The organism is Bradyrhizobium nivariense (assembly GCF_029846695.2).
Taxonomy (GTDB): Bacteria; Pseudomonadota; Alphaproteobacteria; order Rhizobiales; family Xanthobacteraceae; genus Bradyrhizobium.
The window spans coordinates 1-22,097 of the sequence record NZ_JARWCR020000060.1 but is presented as its reverse complement, the minus strand read 5'-3'; the positions used below and the strand labels follow the sequence as shown (position 1 = coordinate 22,097).

At 64.6% G+C, this 22,097-nt stretch carries 25 protein-coding genes, 1 pseudogene and 1 riboswitch; of the genes and pseudogenes, 9 read left to right on the top strand and 17 right to left on the bottom strand.

The window, feature by feature from the left end; translation table 11 throughout:
* Positions 1 to 34 precede the first annotated feature (34 nt).
* The 5 genes from prmB to uvrC all read right to left on the bottom strand — a co-directional run bounded on the left by prmB (position 35) and on the right by uvrC (position 4,513).
* A complete protein-coding gene (gene prmB, locus QCM77_RS34305; RefSeq protein WP_280095917.1) occupies positions 35 to 994 on the bottom strand; it encodes a 50S ribosomal protein L3 N(5)-glutamine methyltransferase in 960 nt (319 codons plus the stop codon).
* Positions 994 to 1,476 carry a molybdenum cofactor biosynthesis protein MoaE gene (locus tag QCM77_RS34300; protein ID WP_279668571.1) on the bottom strand — a complete coding sequence of 161 codons (483 nt, stop codon included), beginning with the start codon at positions 1,474 to 1,476 and terminating at the stop codon, positions 994 to 996. The genes prmB and QCM77_RS34300 overlap by 1 nt, the downstream gene beginning before the upstream one ends.
* A 3-nt stretch (positions 1,477 to 1,479) precedes the next feature.
* Positions 1,480 to 1,731 carry a molybdopterin converting factor subunit 1 gene (gene moaD, locus QCM77_RS34295; RefSeq protein WP_279668570.1) on the bottom strand — a complete coding sequence of 84 codons (252 nt, stop codon included), beginning with the start codon at positions 1,729 to 1,731 and terminating at the stop codon, positions 1,480 to 1,482.
* Positions 1,728 to 2,345 (bottom strand): CDP-diacylglycerol--glycerol-3-phosphate 3-phosphatidyltransferase, encoded by a 618-nt coding sequence (gene pgsA, locus QCM77_RS34290; RefSeq protein WP_280095916.1) that lies wholly within the window; start codon positions 2,343 to 2,345, stop codon positions 1,728 to 1,730. Before pgsA ends, moaD begins: the two co-directional genes overlap by 4 nt.
* A gap of 98 nt (positions 2,346 to 2,443) precedes the next feature.
* Entirely contained in the window at positions 2,444 to 4,513 is a 2,070-nt protein-coding gene (gene uvrC / locus QCM77_RS34285; protein ID WP_279668568.1) for an excinuclease ABC subunit UvrC, read from the bottom strand.
* A gap of 253 nt (positions 4,514 to 4,766) precedes the next feature.
* Between uvrC and QCM77_RS34280 the strand changes: the two genes are divergently transcribed.
* Entirely contained in the window at positions 4,767 to 5,390 is a 624-nt protein-coding gene (locus QCM77_RS34280; protein WP_279668567.1) for an outer membrane protein, read from the top strand.
* Positions 5,391 to 5,461: 71 nt separating this feature from the next.
* Here the strand turns inward: QCM77_RS34280 and QCM77_RS34275 are convergent, their stop codons facing one another.
* The 4 genes from QCM77_RS34275 to QCM77_RS34260 all read right to left on the bottom strand — a co-directional run bounded on the left by QCM77_RS34275 (position 5,462) and on the right by QCM77_RS34260 (position 8,295).
* Entirely contained in the window at positions 5,462 to 5,677 is a 216-nt protein-coding gene (locus QCM77_RS34275; RefSeq protein ID WP_008544396.1) for a cold-shock protein, read from the bottom strand.
* 250 nt (positions 5,678 to 5,927) lie between these two features.
* On the bottom strand, positions 5,928 to 6,788 hold the full coding sequence (locus QCM77_RS34270; RefSeq protein ID WP_279690077.1) for a 23S rRNA (adenine(2030)-N(6))-methyltransferase RlmJ: 861 nt from the start codon (positions 6,786 to 6,788) through the stop codon (positions 5,928 to 5,930).
* Positions 6,789 to 7,001: 213 nt separating this feature from the next.
* Positions 7,002 to 7,694 carry a ribonuclease T2 family protein gene (locus QCM77_RS34265; protein WP_280095915.1) on the bottom strand — a complete coding sequence of 231 codons (693 nt, stop codon included), beginning with the start codon at positions 7,692 to 7,694 and terminating at the stop codon, positions 7,002 to 7,004.
* A gap of 136 nt (positions 7,695 to 7,830) precedes the next feature.
* Entirely contained in the window at positions 7,831 to 8,295 is a 465-nt protein-coding gene (locus QCM77_RS34260) for a hypothetical protein (protein ID WP_280095939.1), read from the bottom strand.
* A gap of 181 nt (positions 8,296 to 8,476) precedes the next feature.
* Between QCM77_RS34260 and QCM77_RS34255 the strand changes: the two genes are divergently transcribed.
* Together QCM77_RS34255 and QCM77_RS34250 are read left to right on the top strand one after the other, a co-directional pair.
* Positions 8,477 to 8,770 (top strand): hypothetical protein, encoded by a 294-nt coding sequence (locus tag QCM77_RS34255; protein ID WP_211396669.1) that lies wholly within the window; start codon positions 8,477 to 8,479, stop codon positions 8,768 to 8,770.
* 44 nt (positions 8,771 to 8,814) lie between these two features.
* The gene (locus QCM77_RS34250; RefSeq protein WP_280095914.1) at positions 8,815 to 9,345 is read left to right on the top strand and encodes a DUF3617 domain-containing protein; all 531 of its coding nucleotides are present in this window, start codon (positions 8,815 to 8,817) and stop codon (positions 9,343 to 9,345) included.
* Between the two features lie 170 nt (positions 9,346 to 9,515).
* On the opposite strand, the gene QCM77_RS34245 is transcribed toward QCM77_RS34250, so the two are convergent.
* Genes QCM77_RS34245 through QCM77_RS34235 form a run of 3 tightly spaced genes read right to left on the bottom strand, consistent with a single transcriptional unit; the run spans position 9,516 to position 12,193 of the window.
* Positions 9,516 to 10,904 (bottom strand): ATP-binding protein, encoded by a 1,389-nt coding sequence (locus tag QCM77_RS34245; protein ID WP_279668752.1) that lies wholly within the window; start codon positions 10,902 to 10,904, stop codon positions 9,516 to 9,518.
* A gap of 18 nt (positions 10,905 to 10,922) precedes the next feature.
* The gene (locus QCM77_RS34240) at positions 10,923 to 11,654 is read right to left on the bottom strand and encodes a response regulator (RefSeq protein ID WP_279668751.1); all 732 of its coding nucleotides are present in this window, start codon (positions 11,652 to 11,654) and stop codon (positions 10,923 to 10,925) included.
* Entirely contained in the window at positions 11,651 to 12,193 is a 543-nt protein-coding gene (locus QCM77_RS34235) for a MarR family winged helix-turn-helix transcriptional regulator (protein ID WP_280095913.1), read from the bottom strand. Before QCM77_RS34235 ends, QCM77_RS34240 begins: the two co-directional genes overlap by 4 nt.
* Before the next feature lie 338 nt (positions 12,194 to 12,531).
* Between QCM77_RS34235 and QCM77_RS34230 the strand changes: the two genes are divergently transcribed.
* A complete protein-coding gene (locus QCM77_RS34230; RefSeq protein ID WP_280095912.1) occupies positions 12,532 to 13,614 on the top strand; it encodes a branched-chain amino acid aminotransferase in 1,083 nt (360 codons plus the stop codon).
* A gap of 63 nt (positions 13,615 to 13,677) precedes the next feature.
* On the opposite strand, the gene QCM77_RS34225 is transcribed toward QCM77_RS34230, so the two are convergent.
* Complete coding sequence (locus tag QCM77_RS34225) at positions 13,678 to 14,007, bottom strand: hypothetical protein (RefSeq protein ID WP_280095940.1); 330 nt, start codon at positions 14,005 to 14,007, stop codon at positions 13,678 to 13,680.
* Between QCM77_RS34225 and QCM77_RS34220 the strand changes: the two are divergent.
* From QCM77_RS34220 to QCM77_RS34205, 4 genes and pseudogenes are all read left to right on the top strand, one after another.
* Positions 13,898 to 14,344 (top strand): annotated as a pseudogene (locus tag QCM77_RS34220) (YegJ family protein); the annotation flags it as partial. The gene QCM77_RS34225 and the pseudogene QCM77_RS34220 overlap by 110 nt on opposite strands.
* A gap of 52 nt (positions 14,345 to 14,396) precedes the next feature.
* Entirely contained in the window at positions 14,397 to 15,896 is a 1,500-nt protein-coding gene (gene hisS / locus QCM77_RS34215; RefSeq protein WP_279668746.1) for a histidine--tRNA ligase, read from the top strand.
* A 55-nt stretch (positions 15,897 to 15,951) separates the two neighbouring features.
* Positions 15,952 to 16,200 (top strand): tautomerase family protein, encoded by a 249-nt coding sequence (locus QCM77_RS34210; RefSeq protein WP_279668745.1) that lies wholly within the window; start codon positions 15,952 to 15,954, stop codon positions 16,198 to 16,200.
* A gap of 181 nt (positions 16,201 to 16,381) precedes the next feature.
* Complete coding sequence (locus QCM77_RS34205; protein WP_279668744.1) at positions 16,382 to 16,774, top strand: thioesterase family protein; 393 nt, start codon at positions 16,382 to 16,384, stop codon at positions 16,772 to 16,774.
* Between the two features lie 127 nt (positions 16,775 to 16,901).
* Here the strand turns inward: QCM77_RS34205 and proC are convergent, their stop codons facing one another.
* A complete protein-coding gene (proC, locus tag QCM77_RS34200) occupies positions 16,902 to 17,723 on the bottom strand; it encodes a pyrroline-5-carboxylate reductase (RefSeq protein WP_279693092.1) in 822 nt (273 codons plus the stop codon).
* A gap of 148 nt (positions 17,724 to 17,871) precedes the next feature.
* Complete coding sequence (locus QCM77_RS34195) at positions 17,872 to 18,372, bottom strand: type III secretion system chaperone family protein (RefSeq protein ID WP_279668742.1); 501 nt, start codon at positions 18,370 to 18,372, stop codon at positions 17,872 to 17,874.
* Between the two features lie 434 nt (positions 18,373 to 18,806).
* A riboswitch (FMN riboswitch) is annotated at positions 18,807 to 18,979 on the top strand.
* A gap of 76 nt (positions 18,980 to 19,055) precedes the next feature.
* Here QCM77_RS34195 and QCM77_RS34190 point away from each other — a divergent pair.
* Complete coding sequence (locus QCM77_RS34190; protein WP_279668741.1) at positions 19,056 to 19,628, top strand: 6,7-dimethyl-8-ribityllumazine synthase; 573 nt, start codon at positions 19,056 to 19,058, stop codon at positions 19,626 to 19,628.
* 160 nt (positions 19,629 to 19,788) lie between these two features.
* Here QCM77_RS34190 and QCM77_RS34185 read toward each other — a convergent pair whose 3' ends face one another.
* Together QCM77_RS34185 and QCM77_RS34180 are read right to left on the bottom strand one after the other, a co-directional pair.
* Positions 19,789 to 21,357 (bottom strand): S53 family peptidase, encoded by a 1,569-nt coding sequence (locus QCM77_RS34185; protein WP_280095911.1) that lies wholly within the window; start codon positions 21,355 to 21,357, stop codon positions 19,789 to 19,791.
* A gap of 7 nt (positions 21,358 to 21,364) precedes the next feature.
* The gene (locus QCM77_RS34180) at positions 21,365 to 21,946 is read right to left on the bottom strand and encodes a hypothetical protein (protein WP_280095910.1); all 582 of its coding nucleotides are present in this window, start codon (positions 21,944 to 21,946) and stop codon (positions 21,365 to 21,367) included.
* Between the last annotated feature and the right edge of the window lie 151 nt (positions 21,947 to 22,097).

The following is a 22,097-nucleotide window of genomic DNA, read 5'->3' as shown; positions in this document are numbered from 1 at the left end:
ACTTGTTCCGACGAGGTATGCCCGTCGTGACGGATCAGCCGAGATCGCCGGCCGCGATCCAGAACACCTCGCCCTCGGAGTCCTCGGTGTCGAGCCAGAGCAGCGGCAGTTCCGGAAAGGCCTCGTCGACCAATTCGCGGCCGCGGCCGATCTCGCAGATCAGCCCACCATCCTGCGTCAAGTGGTCGGGCGCATCGCGCAGGATCCGGCGCACCACGTCGAGACCGTCGGCGCCGCCGTCGAAGGCGAGCTTCGGCTCGGCCCGGCACTCCGGCGGCAGCGCCGCCATGCCCTCGGCGTCGACATAAGGCGGGTTGGTGATGATCAGGTCGTATTTGGCGTCACCGAGCGGAGCGAACAGGTCGCCGCGATGCAGGCTGATCCGGTCATCGAGCCCGTGTTCGCCGACATTTCGTCCGGCGACTTCGACCGCGCCCTTGGAGATATCGACCGCGTCTATCGTGGCGTTCGGAAAATGATGTGCGGCGAGGATCGCGAGGCATCCCGACCCCGTGCAGAGATCGAGCACCCGCTCGACCGCGGTGGGGTCGTCGATCAGCGAGCCGGCTTCGCCGTCGCCGCCGAAATGCGACCCCAGCAGCTCGCCGATGAAGGAGCGGGGAACGATGACGCGCTCGTCGACATAGAACGGCAGGCCGCGCATGTAGATCTTGTTGACGAGATAGGCGGCCGGTTTGCGCGTGGTGACGCGCTGATGAATGAGATCGATGATGGTCTTGCCCTCGGCGGCCGAGACGCGCGCGTTGGCAAAAATCTCGAACTGATCGGGATGCAGATGCAGGGCTTCACAGACCAGGAAGGCTGCTTCCGCGACCGGATCGGGCGTGCCGTGGGCAAAGGCGAGCTTGGCCTCATTGAAGCGGCTCACCGCATAGCGGACGAAATCGATCAGCGTGACAAGCTCGCCGCGGCTCACTTTCGCGAGCTTTGGCGCGGCGCGGCCGCGCACGGTCTTTTTAGATGTTGTTGCCATCAGGGTCGGGTCCAGCGTGCGGCGGCTTCGTCGTCGCGGGTCTGGGCCTCGACCCAGCCGGTGCCGGTGGCGCTCTCTTCCTTCTTCCAGAACGGCGCGTTGGTCTTGAGATAATCCATCAGGAACTCGGCTGCCTGGAACGCTGCCTGGCGGTGCTGCGAGGCGGTCAGCACCAGCACGATGTTCTGGCCGGGCATGAACCGGCCGACGCGATGGATCACCGTGACGCCGTTGAGAGGCCAGCGCGAGGTGGCCTCGTCGGCATGGCGCCTGATCTCTTCCTCCGCCATACCAGGATAATGCTCGAGCGAGAGCGCGGCGATCTTCGCGCTGTCCTCGTCGCCGCGGCAAATGCCGGAAAAGCTCACGACTGCGCCGATGTCGGTGCGGCTCCCGGTCAGGACCGCGATCTCGCGCGCGATGTCGAAATCGTCTTGCTGGATACGAATGGTGACGGGGCAGGTGGTGACGGGAAAGGTCATGGCCTAGCCGCCGGTCATCGGCGGGAAGAACGCGATCTCGCGGGCGCCTGCAATCATGGCGTCCGGCTTGACGTGGGCATGGTCGATCGCGGCGCGGATCACCTTCGGCTTCTCGAAGGCGTAGGCGTAGGCTTCGCTTTGGCCGGACAGCCAGGCGATCAGCTCTTCCACGGTGCGCACGGTCGCGGGCGGCTCGATCGTTTCCTCGGCCTTGCCGACGCGCTCGCGCACCCAGGCGAAATACTTCACCTTCATCCCTCATCCTCCTTGATGAGGTGATGGATGCCGGCGCCGAAATAGTCGTAGCCGGTGTACATGGTGAGGATCGCCGAGGCCCAGAGCAGGACCAGTCCGATCATCGAGACCATGGGCACCACCTCATCGCCGGCCGGACCCGCCAGCAGGAAGCCGATGGCGATGAGCTGAACGGTCGTCTTCCACTTCGCAAGCTTGGTCACGGGCACGCTGACGCGCAGCGCGGCGAGATATTCGCGCAGGCCCGAGACCAGGATCTCGCGGCACAGGATCACGATGGCGGCCCACAGCGACCAGCCGTGGATGATGCCGTCGGCGGCCAGCATGAGGAGACACGAGGCGACCAGCAGCTTGTCGGCGATCGGATCGAGCATCCGGCCGAATGCCGATTGCTGATTCCAGATCCGCGCGTAATAACCGTCGAGGTAGTCGGTGACCGCAGCGGCGATGAAGACGGCGACCGCAACCCAGCGCAGCCAAAGCGGACCGTCCATGATCGACTGCGCATAGATGCACCCGACCACGACCGGAATCGCGGCGATCCGGCCGTAGGTCAGGATGTTCGGGAGGGACATCGCGCGGCTGGTCGTCCCTCGTGTCGTGGCGATGTTCATTCGTCCTACCAATACCGCTGCAGCCTGAAGGTCAACCGTTCCGCTCCCCAAATGGGGTGCGGGATACGACGACCATATGACCGCGGCCCCCCTTTAGTTCACCCCGGCTGGGGATGGAAATACTCGAAAATCCTGCGGGCGCTCTCGGCGCTCACCCCCGGAACCTTGCCGAGATCGCCGATCGAGGCCCTCTCGATCTCCTTCAGGGTTCCGAAATGGTGCAGCAAGGCACGTTTGCGTGACGGACCGATGCCCGGAATCTCCTGCAAGCCGGCCTCGCGGATGTCCTTCTTGCGCAGCTTGCGGTGCGAACCGATGACGAAGCGGTGCGCCTCGTCCCGCAGCCGCTGGATGAAATAGAGCACGGGGTCGCGCGGCTCCAGCTTGATCGCCTCGCGCTCCGGCATGAACAGGGTCTCGCGGCCGGCATCCCGGTCCGGCCCCTTGGCCACCGACATCAGCGCCACCTGGGTCAGGCCGAGATTTGCAAAGATTTCCCGGACGGCGTTGAGCTGGCCGCGGCCGCCGTCGATGATCACGAGATCGGGCCATTGCGGGAAATCGTCGTCCTTGGCCTTGGCGGCCCCTTCTTCGGGCGGATTGATCAGGCGCTTGAAGCGGCGCTCGAGCACCTCGCGCATCATGGCGTAGTCGTCGCCAGGCGTGAGTCCTTCCGACTTGATGTTGAACTTGCGGTACTGGTTCTTCACAAAGCCGTCCGGGCCGGCGACGATCATGGCGCCGACTGCGTTGGTGCCCTGGATGTGGCTGTTGTCGTAGACCTCGATCCGCTTCGGCGAATGCGGCAGGCTCAGCGTCGTGGCCATGGCGTCCAGCAGGCGGCTCTGTGTCGCGGTGTCCGCGAGCTTGCGGCCCAGCGCCTCGCGCGCATTGGTGAGCGCGTGGGCGACGAGCTCCTTCTTCTCGCCGCGCTTCGGCGTGGAAACCTCGACCTTGCGGCCGGCCTTGATCGCCAGCGCGTCGGCGAGCAGCTCGCTCTCCTCGATCTCGTGCGAGAGCAGGATATTCCTCGGCGGCGGCTTGTCGTCGTAGAACTGGGCGAGGAAGGAGCCGAGCACTTCCTCCGGCGTAAAGGTCTTCTCCGCGCGCGGAAAATAGGCGCGGTTGCCCCAGTTCTGTCCGGTGCGGAAGAAGAACACCTCGACGCAGGAAAAGCCGCCCTCCTGGTGGATGGCGAACACGTCGGCTTCTTCCACCGTGCGCGGATTGATGCCCTGCTGCGACTGGATCGCAGAGAGCGCAGCGAGGCGGTCGCGGTAGAGCGCCGCGGTTTCGAATTCGAGCTCGCCGGAAGCCTTTTCCATCTCGCCAGCGAGCTCCTGCTTCACCGCCTGGCTCTTGCCGGAGAGGAAGTCGGTCGCTTCGCGCACCAGTGTCGTATAGCCGGGGAAGTCGATCTCGCGGGTGCAGGGGCCGGCGCAACGGCGGATCTGGTAGAGCAGGCAGGGCCTGCTGCGGCTCTCGAAGAAGGAATCCGTGCAGGAGCGGACCAGGAACGCGCGCTGCAAGGCGGTGATGGTGCGGTTGACGGCGCCGGCGGAGGCGAACGGACCGAAATAGCGCCCGGGCCGGGTCTGCGCGCCGCGATGCTTCAGGATCTGCGGCGCCCAATGGTCGCCGGTGATCAGGATATAGGGAAACGACTTGTCGTCGCGCAGCTGCACGTTGAAGCGGGGCCGAAGCTGCTTGATGAGGTTGGCTTCCAGCAGCAGCGCTTCGGTCTCGGTGTTGGTCGAGACGATCTCCACGGTAACGGTGGCGGCGATCATGCGCAGGATGCGCGCCGGCTGCGGCGCACTCTGGCGCGCATAGTTCGACAGGCGCTTTTTGACGTTCTTGGCCTTGCCGACATAGAGCACGTCGGCATTCGCATTGAGCATGCGGTAGACGCCGGGCGAGGTGGGGGCGAGGCGGACCGCGCGCTCGATCGCCTCATGGCCGGTCGCCAGCGGCTCTTCGCCGACCGTGCCGCTCTCTTCCAGGATATCCGGCAGCCGTGCGTCGTCCTCGTCGTCACCGCTTGCGGTTGCGGGATCGAGATCCGGCGGCGCCATTTCCGTGTCCTGGGGCGGGGCGTCCGGCGCGTTGCCGCGCACGGGTTTGCGCGCGCGCGCGTCGTCCGGGTCGTCAGTGGAATCGTGAACCATGGTGCGAATTTAGGCGCTGGGGGTGCTGATTTGAAGTTCCGGCCGTGCGGCACGCGCACAGGATGGTGGCGCAGTTCCCGGTAACGCTTGCTTAAGCTTGTTAACAGCGCGGTAACCCGACTTAACAGGCCTTTAACTTAAAACTCTCGATAAATCTTACGCGAAAAAGTCTTGGTTCCGTAACCATGCGGTTTTGCTTCGCGCGGCGGCGCAGGCATCGCCCCCGGTGACGGCAGTTGCGTTGGAGTGTGTGATGAAGAGGCTCGTTGTGGGCGCAGCCGCGTTGGTTGCAGCCGGCTGGACGGCTTCGGCAGAGGCGGCCGACCTCAATTACGGGCAGCGCGCGCCCTACACGGTCAATCAGCCGCTCAACGGCTATAGCTGGGCGGGCCCGTATCTCGGTGCCAATCTCGGCTACGAATGGGGCTCGGTGAACAATAATCCCGCGAAGCCGTCCGGCTTCGTCGGCGGCGTTCAGGCCGGCTACAATTTCCAGAACGGCCCGTGGGTGTTCGGCGTCGAGGGCGACATCCAGGCCGCCGGTGCCGACGACACCTTCGCGCCGTGGAAGTTCTCCAATCCGTGGTTCGGCACCCTGCGCGGCCGCGCCGGCTACGCCTTCAGCAACGTGCTGTTCTACGGCACGGCGGGCCTCGCCTTCGGCGAGCTGCGCGCGCAGACGTTCGGCTGGACGGAGTCGCACACCAGCGCTGGCTGGACCATCGGTGCCGGCGCGGAAGTCGGCTTCGCGCCGAACTGGAGCGCCAAGCTCGAATATCTCTACATCGATCTGTCGACGAGTCAGTTCGCGATTACAGGCGTGTCAAACGGCTATAGCGCCAGCGTTGTGCGCGCAGGCGTGAACTATCACTTCTGATAGCTAAAGAAGAAAATACCGGACCAACCTCCCGGCCGCTTTGCGGCCGGGATTTTTTTATGCCAGGCTCGCTAGGAAAGGATGACCAAATTGACCGCCTTCGGCCCCTTCCCCTTCTTGTCCGGTTCGACTTCGAAAGTAATACGCTGTCCTTCGGCAAGGTCCTTCAGTCCGGCCCGCTCCACAGCAGTAATATGCACGAAGACGTCGCGGCCCCCGTCGTCCGGTTTGATGAATCCGTAGCCGCGCTCGCCGTTGAAAAACTTGACCGTTCCCGTCATGGCCATCGGGAAACTCCCCCTCATTGCTCCTCCGTCGCGACGCAGACGCACGTCACGACATGACCGGGCCTTACGAAGCCCGGGAGCTGGCCATCCTTGGGCAGACCATTCGGTCCGACTGGATCTTTCTTAGGCCTTCACTCCGCCGCAACCATTCGCGGAAGCGGAACGTAAAGCCAGTCACGGAAACAGCATAATACGGTTCTTCGCAGATTGACTACGGCTCCTGCATATTTTTCCCAAGAATGCCGGAGTGTTACGGCCTCGGCACCTCTAATCGGAATCTGGCAGCGCCGCCCTGGCCGAGCGGCATTTCCAGCTCGGGCAGGATCGTCTTGAGCTCGCCGTGCAGCGTGTAAGGGGGATTGACGATCAAGAGCCCGCTGGAGGTGAGGGCAGCGCCGTCGGCTTGCGGCGCCACGCTGAATTCGAGGCGCAGGCATTTTCCCGGCGGCTTTGCTGCGGCTGCGAGCCGCGCCACTGATTGCACCAGCGCGTCGGTGGCGCGCCGGCTCTTGGCGGGATACCAGATTACATAGATACCGGTCGGCCATTTCGCGAAAGCCGCCGAGAAGGCCTCGCCCAGCTTGTCGAACTCGTCCTTTGCCTCGAATGGCGGGTCGATCAGCACGAGGCCGCGCCGTTCCTTCGGCGGCACGAAGGCCGGCAGCGCCACCCAGCCGTCGAGATCGACCACGCGGGCCTGTTCGTCGCGGCGCAGCACGCCGATCAGCGCCTTGCGCGCCTTCGGCTCGAGCTCGCAGACCACGAGGCGGTCCTGCGGCCTGAGCAGGCCGCGTGCGATCAGCGGCGAGCCCGGATAGGCCTTGAGCTCGCCCTTCGGATTGAAGGCGCGGACGATATCGACATAGGGCTTGGTCAGCGCCATGGCCTCGTTCGACAGCCGCGCCTGCATCAGCCGCGCAATGCCCGTCAGCCACTCGCCGCCGCGGCGCGCCTCGTCGCTTTCGAGATCGTAGAGGCCTGCGCCGGCATGGGTGTCGATGACGCGGAACGCCCCTGGCTTGTCCTGAAGATAGGTGATGATGCGCGCCAGCACGATGTGCTTGATGACATCGGCGAAGTTGCCGGCATGGAAGGCGTGGCGGTAGTTCATGGGACAGAGTTACGACATCGCGCGATGAAAGTAACTGCCGTCATTCCGGGGCGGTGCGCCAGGACCCAACCCGGAATCCATTTCGCCACCAACAATGCGGACAAATGGATTCTCGGATGCGCAATTGCGCATCATAGTGCGCGCTTCCGCCTTCGCTCTTCGAGCTTCGGCGGACAAGTCGCGCGCCCCGGAATGACGATCTGGGGACTCGGTCTAACCACCCCTGATCGGCGGCATCGTCACCTGGTCGCGGCGGCAGGCGCGGCGGTCGATCTCCTCACAAGCGCGGAATTGCAGGTCCTTGCTGAGGCAGATGCGGACTTCGGACAGCCGCGTCCGGTTGCAGGTGATCGAGACCGCGGCATTGCTGAGGCCCGGATTGGCCTTGATGAAGGCCTCCTCCACCTCCGCCGGCGCCACGGTCTTGGCCTGCGACAAATCGAGATATTCGGCCGGAATCTTGATCGCGGCGCGCGCCTTCCGGATCGTCTCGAAATAGCTGCGGTCGGCGAGCCCCGAGCAGGTGCCGTGCTTGTCCCACTCGTTGAAGATCAGCCCCGGCGCGGGCATCAGATCGAGCATCGAGGAGACGATGCTGCGGTTCAGCCGCGGCGACGGCCGCTGGCAATATTCCGGAAAACCGTTCTCATATTGCGGCCACAGACCATGCACCACGAAAGCGTAGGGCCGTCCGCTGCACTGGGTCTGCGAACGCCCGCCGCGCTCCGCCGCCTCCTCGCAGAAGGAGGGCGACCACGACAGCGACAGCACATAAAAATCGAATTCGCCGGGCGCGTTCTGCCGCTTGTCCTGGGCCTTCGCGCCGCCGGCCAGCGCAGCCAGCCCGGCCGCAAGCGTCAGCGAGATCATCAGGCGGGAAAACGAATGCAATCTGGAATGAAACATGGCGACGCCCCTCAACTAGACTGTGCAACAAGCCTAGCAGGCGATAGGAACATTTCAAGAACAAATTTCGGGCGGGCCATCGTTGGGCCGCCTGATCGGTCCGAATCGGGGCCTGTTGAGTTTAGGGCTTGTGAGTTTAGGGCTTGGCGGCGCGGCAGGACGGATTGTAGGCCCAGTTGCGGTCGAGCCCGACCACGCACCATTCGACGCCCTGGCCGTAACCGGCGAAACCACCATCCTCGACGATCGAGAAGTGCACCTTGCGCATCTTGCCGTCCGTGAGCATGGCCTCGCCGGAGCAAAAGCGGCGCGGAATGTTGTCGGATGCCCAAGGCCGGAACGCGGTCTCGTGAACGGCGGTGAAGCCGGTGATCTTCAACGAGGAATTCCAGAACGAGCTTTCCTTCTCCCAGAACTGGGTGGCGATCGTCGGCAGCGCCCTGTCGCATTCGGAGACGTTGCCGTCATAGCGCGGCCCGCTCAGCCAGAAGTTCAGCTCCAGCGGATTGGCGGCCCTGGCCTCACCGAGCGACAGCGCCCCGAACAGGAGGCCGAGCACGGCGGCAAAGCGGAGCGATTTCAGGAAGGTCGAGGCGCGCATGGGCAATCCAGACAGCATGATCTGCGAGGGACGGACGGTGCCGCGAAGGCCGGGGGAGGTCAAGTGCAGCACGGCAACACTTGCCGACGAGTTGACCGCAACGTCGCTGCAGCCGGCCTTCCGTTCTTTCCACCGCCGCGCCGGCACCGTAAACTGCCGCCAACCAATCGGAGTGACGGGAATGCGAATCATTGCGGCCGCGGGCCTACTTGCCTTGGGTATGATGGCGAGCCAGTCGGCGCGCGCCGATCTCCTTCCGGTGCCTCCGTTCAAGGGCAACGACACCGGCGGCATCATCGCCTATTCGATGGCAACCCAGGTCGATGCGCGGCAGGTCGCGGTCGATCACTGCGCGCGCTACGGCAAGGTCGTGAAATTCCTGGCGGTGCAGGCCTATGAGGGCGGCTACATCTCGTTCTCCTGCCGCTGGGTGCCCTATGGCGCCGCCGACCAGCCGATCCGCACGCTCTACTGAGGCGTTTTCGTAACGCCGCGATCTCTCAGCCGGGAGCTTCCCACATGACGCGCAAGCTCGCTTTGCTCGGCTCGGCCCTTTGCCTCGTCTTGTCGGCAGGCAGCGCCAGCGCCGACGATCTGCCGGTGCGCAAGGCCGGCCTGTGGGAATTGAAGATGGTCAGGAGCGGCTCGGCGATGCCGGAAATGACCATGCAGCACTGCACCGACGAGACCGTCGACAAGGAGATGAACAACAACGTCTCCCCGATGGCCAAGCAGCTCTGCGCCAAGCAGGACATCAAGAAGACGGCAACCGGCTATGTCAGCGATTCCGAGTGCAACGTCGCCGGCATCAGCACGACCTCGCATGCGGAGATCACGGGCGATTTCAACTCGGCCTACACGGTGAAGACGTCGTCGCACGCGCAAGGCGGTGCCGCCGGCGCGGCAGGCCGCGATTCCACCATGACGCTCGAAGCCAAGTGGTTAGGGGCCTGCAAGGCCGACCAGAAGCCCGGCGACATCGTGATGCCCGGCGGCTTCAAGATGAACGTCCGCGACGTCGACAAGCTGAAGGCGCTGCTGCCGAAGTAGGGCAGGCAGCGCCGCGAAACCGGTGCGCTCCCTCCCCCCGTTCTTACGGGGAGAGGGTTGGGGTGAGGGGCCTCTCTCCGCACGCGCGATCGTCGAGGTAACTGTACCCCCTCACCCGGATCGCAAGAGCGATCCGACCTCTCCCCGCAAGCGGGGCGAGGTAAGAAAAGCTACACCGGTATCCGCACGCTCGCCCTTAATCCCCCCATCGGGCTGTCGCCGAGCGTGATGTCGCCGCCATGCGAGCGAGCGATGTCGCGGGCGATCGCGAGTCCCAAGCCGGTCCCACCCTCGTCCTGGTTGCGCGCATTGTCCAGCCGCAGGAATGGCTTGAACACCTCTTCGCGCAAATGGGCGGGAATGCCCGGCCCGTCGTCGTCGACGGTGACGGTCAAATAACGGTGATCGCGCTGGCCGGCGATGGCGATGGTCCTGCCGTAGCGCGCCGCGTTGGTGACGAGGTTGGCGAGGCAGCGCTTGAACGAGGCCGGCTTCACCGTGACCACGGGCAGGCCGTGGAAGGCAACGGTCGCAGCGTGGCCGTGGCGTTCGGCGTCGCTACGCAGCTCTTCGAGCGCCTGCGCCATGTCGGTCGGCTGCGACTGCTCGCCGGAATCGCCGCGGGCAAAGGCGAGGTAGTCCTCCAGCATCATCGACATCTCGTCGACGTCCTTGCGCATGCCCTCCAATTCGGGGTTGTCGCCGATCAGCGCCAGCTCGAGCTTGAAGCGGGTCAGGATGGTGCGCAAATCGTGGCTGACGCCGGCGAGCATCGCGGTGCGTTGCTCCATCGTGCGCTCGATGCGCGACTTCATTTCGAGAAAGGCGACCGCCGCGCGCCGCACCTCGCGGGCGCCTCTGGGGCGGAAATTCGGTGCCTCCCGACCCTTGCCAAAGCTTTCGGCGGCGTCGGCAAGCCGCAGGATCGGCTTGATCTGGTTGCGCAGGAACAGCACCGCGACGATCAGCAAGATTGACGATGTGCCGACCATCCAGAACAAAAAGATCTCCGAGTTCGAGGCATAGGCCGCGCTACGCTGCGCGAACACGCGCATTACGGCGTCGTCGAGCTGGATCCGGATCTCGACGAGGTTGGAGCGGCCGACCGTGTCGATCCAGAACGAGCGGCCGATCTGGCGGCCGAGCTGCACCGACAGCGTCTGGTCGAGCAGCGAGAAGAACGGCTTTGGTCCCGGCGGTGGCATGTCGCCGGCCGGGAGGAAATCGACGACGAGGCCGAGGCGCTGCTGCGCGATGCGGCGGATCTGGTCGCGATCCCTGTCCTGAGGATAGCCCTTGTAGACGTCGATCAGCGCGGCGATGTCCTGCACCACCGCGGCCGACAGGCGACGTGTCACCGTGTTCCAGTGCCGCTCCATGAACACGAAGGCGACGACCGACTGCAGGATCACCATCGGCACGATCATGATGAGGAGCGCACGCGCATAAAGGCCGGTCGGCATCCAGCCCTTGAACGCGTTGCCCATCCAGCCATTGGCGGCGGAGACGCGGCCGGCGGCGCTCTTCAACAGCGTCAGCCCGGTATCGATCGTGCTCATCGGTGGCGATTCACTGCTTTATGGCGAGGCTACCAGCCGGTAGCCGATGCCGCGCACCGCCTGGAGGAACAGCGGATTGGCGGGATCGGTCTCGATCTTGCGCCGCAGGCGGTTGATCTGCACGTCGACGGCGCGCTCGTTGACGCTGCCATTGCCGGTCAGCGCGCTGCGCGGCACGGTCTCGCCCGGTGTCTCCGACAGGATCCGCAGCATCTCGCGCTCGCGGTCGGTGAGGTGGATGACGTCTTCGCCCTGGCGCAATTCGCCGCGGTCGAGGTGGTAGACGTAGGGACCGAACGCGATCTTCTCGACTGCTGCGGCCTGCGGCGGCGGCGCGGCGCGCTTGAGGATGTTGTTGATGCGCAGCGCGAGCTCGCGCGGCTCGAACGGCTTTGCCACGTAATCATCGGCGCCGATTTGCAGGCCCTCGATGCGCGCTTCCGCTTCATGCCGCGCCGTCAGCATCACGATCGGCACCGAGGACGAGGTCCGGATGAAACGGGCGAGATCGAAGCCGGTCTCGCCGGGCATCATGACGTCCAGGATCAAGAGGTCGAAGTGCAGGCCCATGAGCTTCGCGCGCGCGTCGCTGGCGCTGGCGGCGGTCGAGACGCGATAGCCTTCGCTGGCGAGAAAGCGCGACAGCAGATCGCGGATGCGGCGGTCGTCGTCGACCAGCAGCAGATGCGGGGCATCGTCGGCCGGGCGTGCCGGCGGGCGGGCGAGCGTGGCAGCGAGCGGCACGGTCACTCCTTGTCTTGATTGACGGTGGTGGCGAAGATCGTTTCCAGCACCTTGTCCGGATCGTCGCGGTCGATCATCGCGCGCAGGAAGCGCTTGATGGTCTCGGCATCCTGCGGCGCCATCTCGGCGAGCGCCTTGGTGATCCGCGTGGTCTGGAGGCCGGCGAGCTTCTGCACCAGCGCTTCGCCCTTCGGTGTCGCAAACAGCAGGCGCTGGCGACGATCATTGTCGCCGGTCTTCTGCACGATATAGCCCTCGTCCAGGAGCTGCTTGAGCACCCGGCCGAGCGATTGCTTGGTGATGCGCAGGACGTCGAGGAGGTCGGCGACCTTGAGGCCGGGATAACGATAGACGAAGTGCATGACGCGGTGGTGGGCCCGGCCGAAGCCGAACGCCTCCAGCTCCTGGTCGGGATCGCCGACGAAATCGCGATAGGCGAAGAACAGCAGTTCGATGATATCCCAGCGCAAATTGCCTCCGTCGTCTGCAGCCGGCCGAGGCTCGGCAGCGTCTTGAGAGGGAGTCGCGAAATTTATGTCAGGCATATTGACGTATCTTGGTTTCAATGTTACAAAACGATCAATCCGCACGAAACTTTAGATCGTTTCGCGTCGGGTGGGCATCGAAGCAGGCGGCCGGAGAGAGCCAGACAGGCGGCGACCGCCGGAGCAGAACTACCGTGCGATTGTCGAACGGCATTTCGGCAAAACATACTGGACTTCCGCCTTCCGCAAAAGCATGTCCTCGGTGACATGCTGGCCACGGAACCCGGCCGTAACAAGGCTGGCGGCGGTCCGGCCATTAACCAATCAAGCCAGCCGGCCCAAATCAGGGCAGGTGGGCGCCCAGAACAGCGCCGCCACCGGTAGCGGGAGGCAAGGACATGAGCATGAAATTCGACATCCAGCCCGCATCCAATCCGACCCCCGAGAAGGATCGCATCGCCAAGCTGGTCGACCCCGGCTTCGGGCGGGTCTTCACCGACCACATGGCGGTGGTCCGCTACGACCAGGCCAAGGGCGGCTGGTACGAGGCGCGCGTCGAAGCCCGCGCCAATTTCCAGATCGATCCGGCCGGCGCCGTGCTGCACTACGCCCAGGAAATTTTTGAAGGCCTCAAGGCCTACAAGCGCGACGACGGCGGCGTGAACCTGTTCCGCCCCGACGCCAACGCGCGGCGCTTCAAGGACTCGGCCGACCGCATGGCGATGGCGCAGATCCCCGAGGACGTCTTCATCGAGGCAGTCGAGCAGGTCGTGCGCATCGACCGCGCCTGGATGCCGGGCGGCGAGGGCAGTCTTTATCTGCGCCCCTTCATGATCGCGAGCGAGACCTTCCTCGGCGTCAAGCCGTCGTCCGAATACATTTTTGCGGTGATCGCCTCGCCGGTCGGCTCGTACTTCAAGGGCGGCCCTGCGCCGGTGTCGATCTGGGTCTCGGAGAATTACACGCGCGCCGCGGTCGGCGGCACCGGCGCGGTCAAATGCGGCGGCAATTACGCCGCGAGCCTGCGCGCGCAGGCCGAAGCGATCCAGCACGGCTGCGATCAGGTCGTCTTTCTCGACGCGGTCGAACGCCGCTACATCGAGGAGCTCGGCGGCATGAACGTGTTCTTCGTGTTCGAGGACGGCTCGCTGTCGACGCCGCCGCTCGGCACCATCCTGCCCGGCATCACCCGCGACTCCATCATCGCGCTGGCCCGGGATGCCGGCAAGACCGTGCGCGAGGAACTGTACTCGCTCGACCAGTGGCGCAAGGACGCGGCAAGCGGCAAGCTCAAGGAAGCGTTTGCCTGCGGCACCGCCGCCGTGATCTCGCCGATCGGCAAGGTGCGCTCGGTGAGCGGCGATTTCGAGATCAGCGGCGGCGCCGCCGGCCCCGTCGCCATGGGCCTGCGCAAGCAGCTCGTCGACATCCAGTACGGCCGCACCAACGATCCGCACAACTGGATCCGCAAGGTGGATTGAGATCTCGTGTCCCGGACGCGGCGCGGCACGCAGCGACGCGACGCAGAGCCGGGACCCATATCTCTACGGATTGCCCCGGATCAGCTGCGCACCGCGCCGCAAGCGCGTTGCGTTGCGCAGCATCCGGGGAACGCCAATCGGCATGAACGCACCTGTACGACCCCGCGACAAAGCTTCGACATATCGAAGCATCCCGGACATCGCGATCATGGCCTCCAAACTCCCCCAATCCCTCAAATGGGCGGTTGCTGCCGCAATTACCGGCGTCTCCGTGTTCGGCATTTTGACCATCGGCCCCGCGCACGAGGTCGTGGCGGAAGACCGCTCGCCGATCGTCGATGTGCGCACCACCGATCCGGAGATGAACACCGCAATCGCGCGCGCCCGTGGCACGCTTCCCACCTTCTGGGCCTCGTATGACGCGCCCAAGCCGTCGGAGGCCGGGCATTCCCTGAAAGTGCGCTTTTCGACCCGCCGGGGCGGCGAGCACATCTGGATGGCCGAGGTGAAGAAGCTACCGAACGGAACCTATTCCGGCCTCTTCGCCAACGAGCCGCGCGATCTGCCGGGCAAGCGGGCAGGCGACAAGGTCGAGTTCGCTGAGGCCGACATCTCGGACTGGATGTTCATGCGCAACGGCAAGATCGTCGGCGGCGAAACCATCAAGCCGACGCTGAAGTCGCTGCCGAAAGCGGATGCGGACGCGCTGAGGGCGCGGATGGAGCAGCCGTGGGCGCAAGCCGGCAGTTGCCGCTTCGCGCGTCGGCTGGTAAACGCCGCGCATGGCCGAAAAACCCAAAAAACCGCAGAAACTGAAGGCGCGCCTGCCGCGCGGGCTCGAGGATCGCGATCCCGCCGCGATCCGGGCGACGCGCGAGATGGTCGAGAAGATCCGCGCGGTCTACGAGCTCTACGGGTTCGAGCCGGTGGAGACGCCGGCGATGGAATACACGGATGCGCTCGGCAAGTTCCTGCCCGACCAGGACCGTCCGAACGAAGGCGTGTTCTCGTTCCAGGACGACGACGAACAGTGGATCTCGCTGCGCTACGATTTGACCGCACCGCTCGCGCGCTATGTCGGCGAGCGCTACGGGACCGACGGTCTGGTCCTGCCGTATCGCAGCTATCGCGTCGGCTACGTCTTCCGCAACGAAAAGCCCGGCCCCGGCCGCTTCCGCCAGTTCATGCAGTTCGATGCCGATACTGTGGGATCGGCGACGCCGGCGGCGGATGCCGAGATCTGCATGATGGCGGCGGACACGATGGAGGCGCTCGGGATCGCGCGCGGCTCCTACGTGGTGAAGGTCAACAACCGAAAAGTGTTGGACGGTGTTCGCGACGCACTCGGCATCGCCGGTGACGGACAGTGGCTCACGATCATGCGCGCGATCGACAAGCTCGATCGGCTGGGACTTTCGGGAGTCCAACAACTCCTCGGAGAGGGCCGCAAGGACGAGTCCGGCGACTTCACCAAGGGGGCCGGACTGAAGCCCGCTGATATTGCTCTGGTGACGAGTGTTATTGAGCGTGTCGATGATGCTGATGAGAAGATTGCTCAGATCGACATCAGGCTGCGCGACAGCGAGATCGGACAGCAAGGCCGCAAAGAACTCGAGGAAATCGAACGACTCGTTAGAGCTTCTGGATATGGTCCTGATCGAATCATTCTCGATCCCTCCGTCGTCCGCGGCCTCGAATACTACACCGGCCCCGTCTACGAGGTCGAACTGCTGCTCGACACCAAGGACGAGAAGGGCCGCCCCGTCCGCTTCGGCTCGGTCGGCGGCGGCGGACGCTATGACGGTCTCGTCTCGCGCTTCCGCGGCGAGCCGGTGCCGGCGACCGGATTCTCCATCGGCGTGTCGCGGCTTCAGGCCGCGCTGACGCTGCTCGGCAAGCTCGACACAAAGCCCGAATTCGGCCCCGTCGTCGTCACCGTGTTCGACCGCGACCGCGTCGCCGATTATCAGAAGATGGTCGCGAGTCTGCGTAGCGCCGGCATTCGTGCCGAGCTTTATCTCGGCAATCCCAAGAACATGGGCAACCAGCTCAAATATGCCGATCGCCGCAATGCGCCTTGCGTCATCATCCAGGGCTCGGATGAAAAAGCGCGCGGCGAGGTGCAGATCAAGGATCTGATCGAGGGCGCGAAGGCGGCGGCCGCGATCGCTTCCAACCAGGAATGGCGCGAGAGCCGCCCGGCGCAGTTCTCGTGCAGCGAGGCCGACCTCGTCGCAAAAGTGCGCGAGGTGTTGGCGCGCCATGACGTGAGCTGGGGCTAGCTATTCGCTGACGCCGCCATGCCCGGGCTTGTCCCGGGCATCCACGTCCTGTTTGATGGCGACTGTCAATGGCCGGTGTTCGGCCCCAAGGGAGAGAAAAATGCCCGAGATCACTGTCAGCATGGCCGTGGGCCGCACCGACGATCAGAAGGCCGGCATGATGCGCGACATCACCCAGGCGCTGGTGAAGAATCTCGGCGTCGATGCCGATGCCGTCGTCATCCAGATCAACGAAGCCCCGCTCGCTCATAAGATGAAGGGCGGAAAGACGTTTGTGGAGCGCGCGGCGGCTGCGAAGAAGTAGCGGCGGCTAGTGCGGCAAACACAGATGTCGTCCTGGCGAAAGCCAGGACCCATTAGCCCAGGGAGCAGTTGTTACGGCAGGTCGTGGTTTAGACTGCGCCGACGATGAGCAATCGGGGTAATGGGTCCTGGATCGGCGCTCCGCTTCGCTGCGCTTGTCCAGGACGACTGGGTAAAGAGCTATGGACGCACGCGACTTCATCAAGGTCGGCATGAGCGCCGAGCGCACGCTGGTGGTACCGGTGGAGCGCACGGTCGGGCATTTCGTGCCCGGCATGCCCATGGTCTATGCGACGCCGATGATGATTCTGGAGATGGAGATGACATCGGGCGATGCGATCCGCGCGGCGCTTCAGCCGGGCTGGGTCACGGTCGGCACCGAGGTCGACATCCGTCATCTTGCGGCAAGCCCCGTCGGCGCGACGGTGCGGACCACCGCAAAAGTAGTCGCGGTCGAACGCCGCGTCATTCGTTTTGAGGTCGAGGCTTTCGAGGGCACGCGCAAGCTCGGCGAAGGCCGCCACGCACGCGGGCTCGTCAATGTCGCGATGTTCAACAAGCGGCTGGGGACGTAGGAGCCGCTTGCTCTGCCCTCATCCTGAGGAGACCGCGCAGCGGTCGTCTCGAAGGATAGGCCACAGGCGAGAGCCGGGCTTGCATGGTTCGAGACGGCGCTTCGCGCCTCCTCACCATGACGATCGGCTACTTCGCCAATTCCTTCGACCGCTGCGTCGCCGCCGCGATCGCGCGGATCATCAGATCGCGCAGGCCTGGCTCGCCCATCAGCACGCCGAGCGCTGCGGCAGTGGTGCCGCCGGGCGAGGTAACGTTCTGGCGCAGCGCGCTCGACGGCAGCTCCGATTGGTGGAGAAGCTCGCCGGAGCCGGCCACGGTCTCGCGTGCGAGCCTGGTCGCCAGCGCTTCGGGTAATCCCGCTTCCACGCCGGCGCGCGCGAGTTCTTCGGCAAGCAGGAACACATAGGCGGGACCCGAGCCGGACACGGCGGTGACCGCGTCCATCAGGCTCTCATCGTCAATCCATTCGACCGAGCCGGTGGCGCGCAGCAGCGCATCGGCCACTGCGCGTTGCTGTGCGCTGACGTTGTTCGCGGCGACAGCCACCGTGATGCCGCGGCCGATCGCGGCCGGCGTGTTCGGCATCGCGCGGACCACGGCGCCGCCACATACGTCCTGAAGTGAGGCGATCGTGGTACCCGCCATGATCGACACCACCGCGGTCTTGTCCGAGACGAATGGCTTCAGCTTGGCGCCGGCTTCGCGGAAGTATTGCGGCTTGACCGCGACGACCAGCGTCTCGACCGTTCCGGTCGTCACATCCGGATTGAGTGCAACGCCCTTCACGGCAAGCGCACTGATCTCGGGCGAGATGTGCGGATCGATCACCGCGACGCGGCGCGGGTTGAGCCCGCCCGCCAGCCATCCGGTCAGCATCGCACCGCCCATCTTGCCGGCGCCGGCGAGAAGGATGGTACCGGTGATGTTCTTGAGAGTGCTGTTCGCCATCGCTGCTGCCAATGCATCCGTCGTCCTGGCGAAAGCCGGGACCCATTACCCCCGAGGGGTTCTAGTGGATGGAGGGCAGAGCAACAAGCATCGCGAGATACGGCGAGGAGGGAGCCTGCCTTCGTCACGCGGTGGAGAGCAGCGCGCCCTACGCCTCGCCCACCGTATCGAACATCGCCGCGTCCATGGCTTCCGTCGTGGTCTTGCCCGCCCACACCACGAACTGGAACGCCGGAAAATAGCGCTCGCAAGCGTGGATGGCGCCGGCGAGCATGGCTTCGCACTGGCCGGTGGAGGCGATGAGCCCGCCCGGCAGCACCAGGGCCTGCCGGTGCATGATCATGCCGGTGTTGGTCCACAGGTCGAAGTGCCCGACCCACAACTGCTCGTTGACCGCGGCGACGAGCCGCTGGACCTCCGATCGCCGCGCAACCGGAATCTTCATGTCGAACGCGCAGGCCAGATGCAGCGCCTCGATCTCGCCCATCCAGGTGAAGGAGATCTGGTAGTCGGTCCATTGTCCCTTGGAGACAATCGTGAGTTCGTCTTCGCCGGAGCGTTCAAACGGCCAGTTGTTGCTGGCGGCGATATCCTCGACCACCGCGAGCGGATGGTTTTTGGAATCGATAGTGCCTTCGAGCAGGGACATGCCGTCTCGACCTCTTGCCTTTTTGTTGTCTTTGATACGCACGCGGTTGGTCCGGCGCGCGCTCCCTTAAATATTGCTAAGGCGATCCCTCGGAGTCGCTGTTGCGATCTCCTCGGAGTCGCTCTCGCGATCTCGGGATCAGCGCGGGCTTGTCGCGGATCAAGTGATGTGATTTGCGGAATCTGCGCAACTGGCTGCCGAGTCCGTCCACAAGCCATGACTCGTTCGTCCACAGCTCATCTCGGCCACAATTATTAACGAAAAGAACAAACCGGAATCGGACTCTCGGACCGCGCGTAAATCGTTAATTCCGCCGCGCGAGGGCCGCGCCCGCCATCCCGGCATGGGACCATGCGGTTTTCCCGTGCGGAACAGGCTTGCTGCGGCCCCCAACCGGCGTCATATTTCCGTTCAGGCCGTTCATCCCGGACGGCCGATGTTCTCAGGGCGGGGTGAAAGTCCCCACCGGCGGTAAGGGTCCCAAAGGCCCAAGCCCGCGAGCGCCTTCCCCAAGGTTTTCCCGAAAGGGATTTTCCAAGGGAAAGGGTCAGCAGATTCGGTGCAACTCCGAAGCCGACGGTTAAAGTCCGGATGAAAGAGAACGGTCGGTGGCAGACGCATCGCAGGATGCGGCTGTTTGTCGTTCCGTGTGCCCTGATTCTGGTCCTTAACTGAGGAAAGCCATGAATCAGATGTTGCAAGATCCCCAAGCCGAAACGTCCCAAGTCCAAACTTCTGAAGCAACCCGATCGCCGGTTCCGCAGGATCCGGCGCCCGACCATCCGCGCTTCGCAAAGCCGCAGCGGGTGGCCTTCGTGCAGGCCTGCTGGCACCGCGACGTGGTTGAGGAGGCCCGCATCGCCTTCGTGAAGGAGGCAGAAGTCCGCCATCTCAATCATGTCGACGTGTTCGAGGTGCCGGGCTCGTTCGAGATCCCGCTGCATGCACAGATCCTCGCCAAGACGCGGCGCTACACCGCGATCGTCGCGGCCGGCCTCGTCGTCGACGGCGGCATCTACCGCCATGAGTTCGTCGCCGACACCGTGATCAAGGCGCTGATGGACGTGCAGCTCCGCACCGAGGTGCCGGTGTTCTCCGCGGTGTTGACGCCGCAGCAATTCCACGAGACCGAGGTGCACTACGATTTCTTCCGCAGGCATTTTGCGATCAAGGGCGTCGAGGTCGCGGCCGCCTGTGCGGAGACATTGCTCGGGCTCGAACGCCTGCGCGGCCAGGTTGCCGCGGGGATCGTGTAGCCGTCCGCTCACACGCCGCTCAGTGTCAATCCCGCCGCCGTCCCTATAACGTCGACGGCGGGATGAGGCCGTGCCGTGGAGCCTGGGCGGCTCTGAGGTGTTCGGGTCGTTTGCAGAAGCGGTGGTGCGAAGGCCGAGGCGTAGGCCGGGCCATCATGCTTCACGAGACCGATGTCGCCTTGGCAAGAATTGCTGTTCCGAGCGGCGCACCGAGTCCAGCACAGGCGTTCCAGCCGGGTCCCGCGTCGTAACCGAGCGTACCCATCTTGTTGTTGCCCGTGACGATGCTGCGGAACTGGGATGCATCCGCATAAAGGATGGGATGGATCCGGCGGATCGCACTGCCGCGCTCGGCATTGATGAGAGCAACGAAGGCAGCCCAAAGTGGCGCAACCGCGCTGGTGCCGCCTTGCAGGATCTGCTGCCGGTTGACCACGATCCGGTAACCGTTCAACTCGGCGGCGGCAGCCGCCACGTCGGGAATGCCGCGGCCGGATTTGCCGGTACTCAAGGAGGCCGGCATGACCAAGCCCTGCTGGTACTCCGGAATATCGAACAACTCGCTGATGCCGCCGCCGGTGCCGCGGTTGCCGTCATTCCACACCACCTCCGAGGAGATCGCGCCTCCCGCAAGCTGGATGCTCGATCCGCCGCAAGCCAGCACATAAGGCGATGACGCTGGAAAGTTGACGTGCACGAGATCGTCGTCGACCGCGTCGGTTGCCAGCATGTCGCCGGTCGCCGCCGTCACCACGACGCCCAGTCTCATGGCGTCGGCGAGTGCATCGCTGAAGATGTCCGTGGCCTGCTGATACGATGACCAATCCAGTTCGGAAGCGCCCCAGCTGATCGAGATGACGTTGGGGCGGTTGGTATCGTCATGGACAGCGGTGAGCACGGCGTCGGCGAGCCCCTGCTCGGAATTATCGGTGAAATAGACCACCAGCCGCGCGGCAGGCGCGACGGCTCCGGCCACCTGGAGATCGAGTGCGAGTTCCTGATCGGCGAGCGTCCCGCCGCCGAATTTGTTGCGCCCGAGATCGACGCTGATCTCGGTGATGGCCGGGAAGGGAGCGCCGGTATGCTGCGCGGCAAGGACGAGATCATCGGGCAGATAGCCGCCGCCGGGCGCGATGATGCCGATGCACTGGCCGGCACCACGGGACGGGGCGGCGATCCCGTACAGCCGGGCGATGTCGGCCGGCCACATGCCCGTTCCCGCAGTGCTCGGGGCGTTGACGGCAAAGGCGCGCAGCCGGCGGCGAATTCGCGGCCGGTTGTCGAGCCCGAGCACGCCACGTGTCCACGGCGCCAGCGATTTTGGAATCCCGATCGGTGCGAGGTGAGAGCGGCAGGCGCGCCGGCCACTGCGCAGACCAACGAATTCCGTTCCGAAAGCCTCCGCCATCTGGACGACAGTACCCGTCAGTCGGATGCGGCGTTTCGCGAAATCGATGTCCGTGACCTCCAGTCCATGCTGGCCGGCGAAGCGCACGGCCTCGCGCGCGACCTCCGCATACCGTGCTCGGCGCAGCTCCGTGAGCGCCTCGCGCGTGGTGACCTTGTCGAGCGCTGCAAAATCTTCCGCGCTACCCGGCCGGCACGGCGTCTCGCTGGGGTCCTTGAGATAGAGCCCCACCGTGATGCGCGTTCCGGCGTCGGGTGCGCCTGTGAGCCGTTCCTTTGGCTTTAGCTGGCGGCCCGCCGCCAGCACGACGCGGTCGTTCATGCCGCGGCTATTTGGTGACGCAGTTTGACTTGCCGGTGGTGTCATCGACGGCGCAGAACGGAATCGACCACACGAAATCCGACGAACGGAAGATCGCGGCATCCCGTGGCCGCATCGGATCCTTGTCAGGGAAGAGCCAGAACTGGCCGGCATCGGGCGGGCCGACCGCCGCGATCGGCGTGCTGTTGAAGAGGAACACGCGATTGGTCGCCCAGCCTCCGGTAACGAAGGAGAACGCCGCGTTGCCGTGGCAGCTGATGCAGGAGGCGGTGTCGAGGAATCCGGCCTCGGTCACCGAGTTGCCGAGCCGCGTCTTGACGCCCTGCGCGTCGGTAAAGTCGGTCTGACTGCCCTTCAGGCAATAATTCGCGAACGCTGCATCGATCTTCGCATCCTTGAACAATGCCGTCAGCGCGGCGGACTTGGTGCAGTTCGGATACTGCTCACCGGTGTGTGGGCTGGTGTTGTCCGGCACGTGCGGCGGCATCAAGGGCGGGGTGGCACCGAACGTGTCGGCGCATCCGAGCACGTCACAGCGGCCGGGATTGTTCATGTGCTCGAACGTCGCCCAGGTCCAGTTCGGCACCATCTTCGAGATGATGTGAAACGAGACTAGGGTCTGTTGGGATTCAGGATTCTCATTTGAGCTCGGCTGTGATTCAAGCTCGGGATGGACCGATTCGTTTTGAATGACGCCCAATGGGCGAAGATGGAACCGCTTTGTCTAGGCAAGCCGAGCG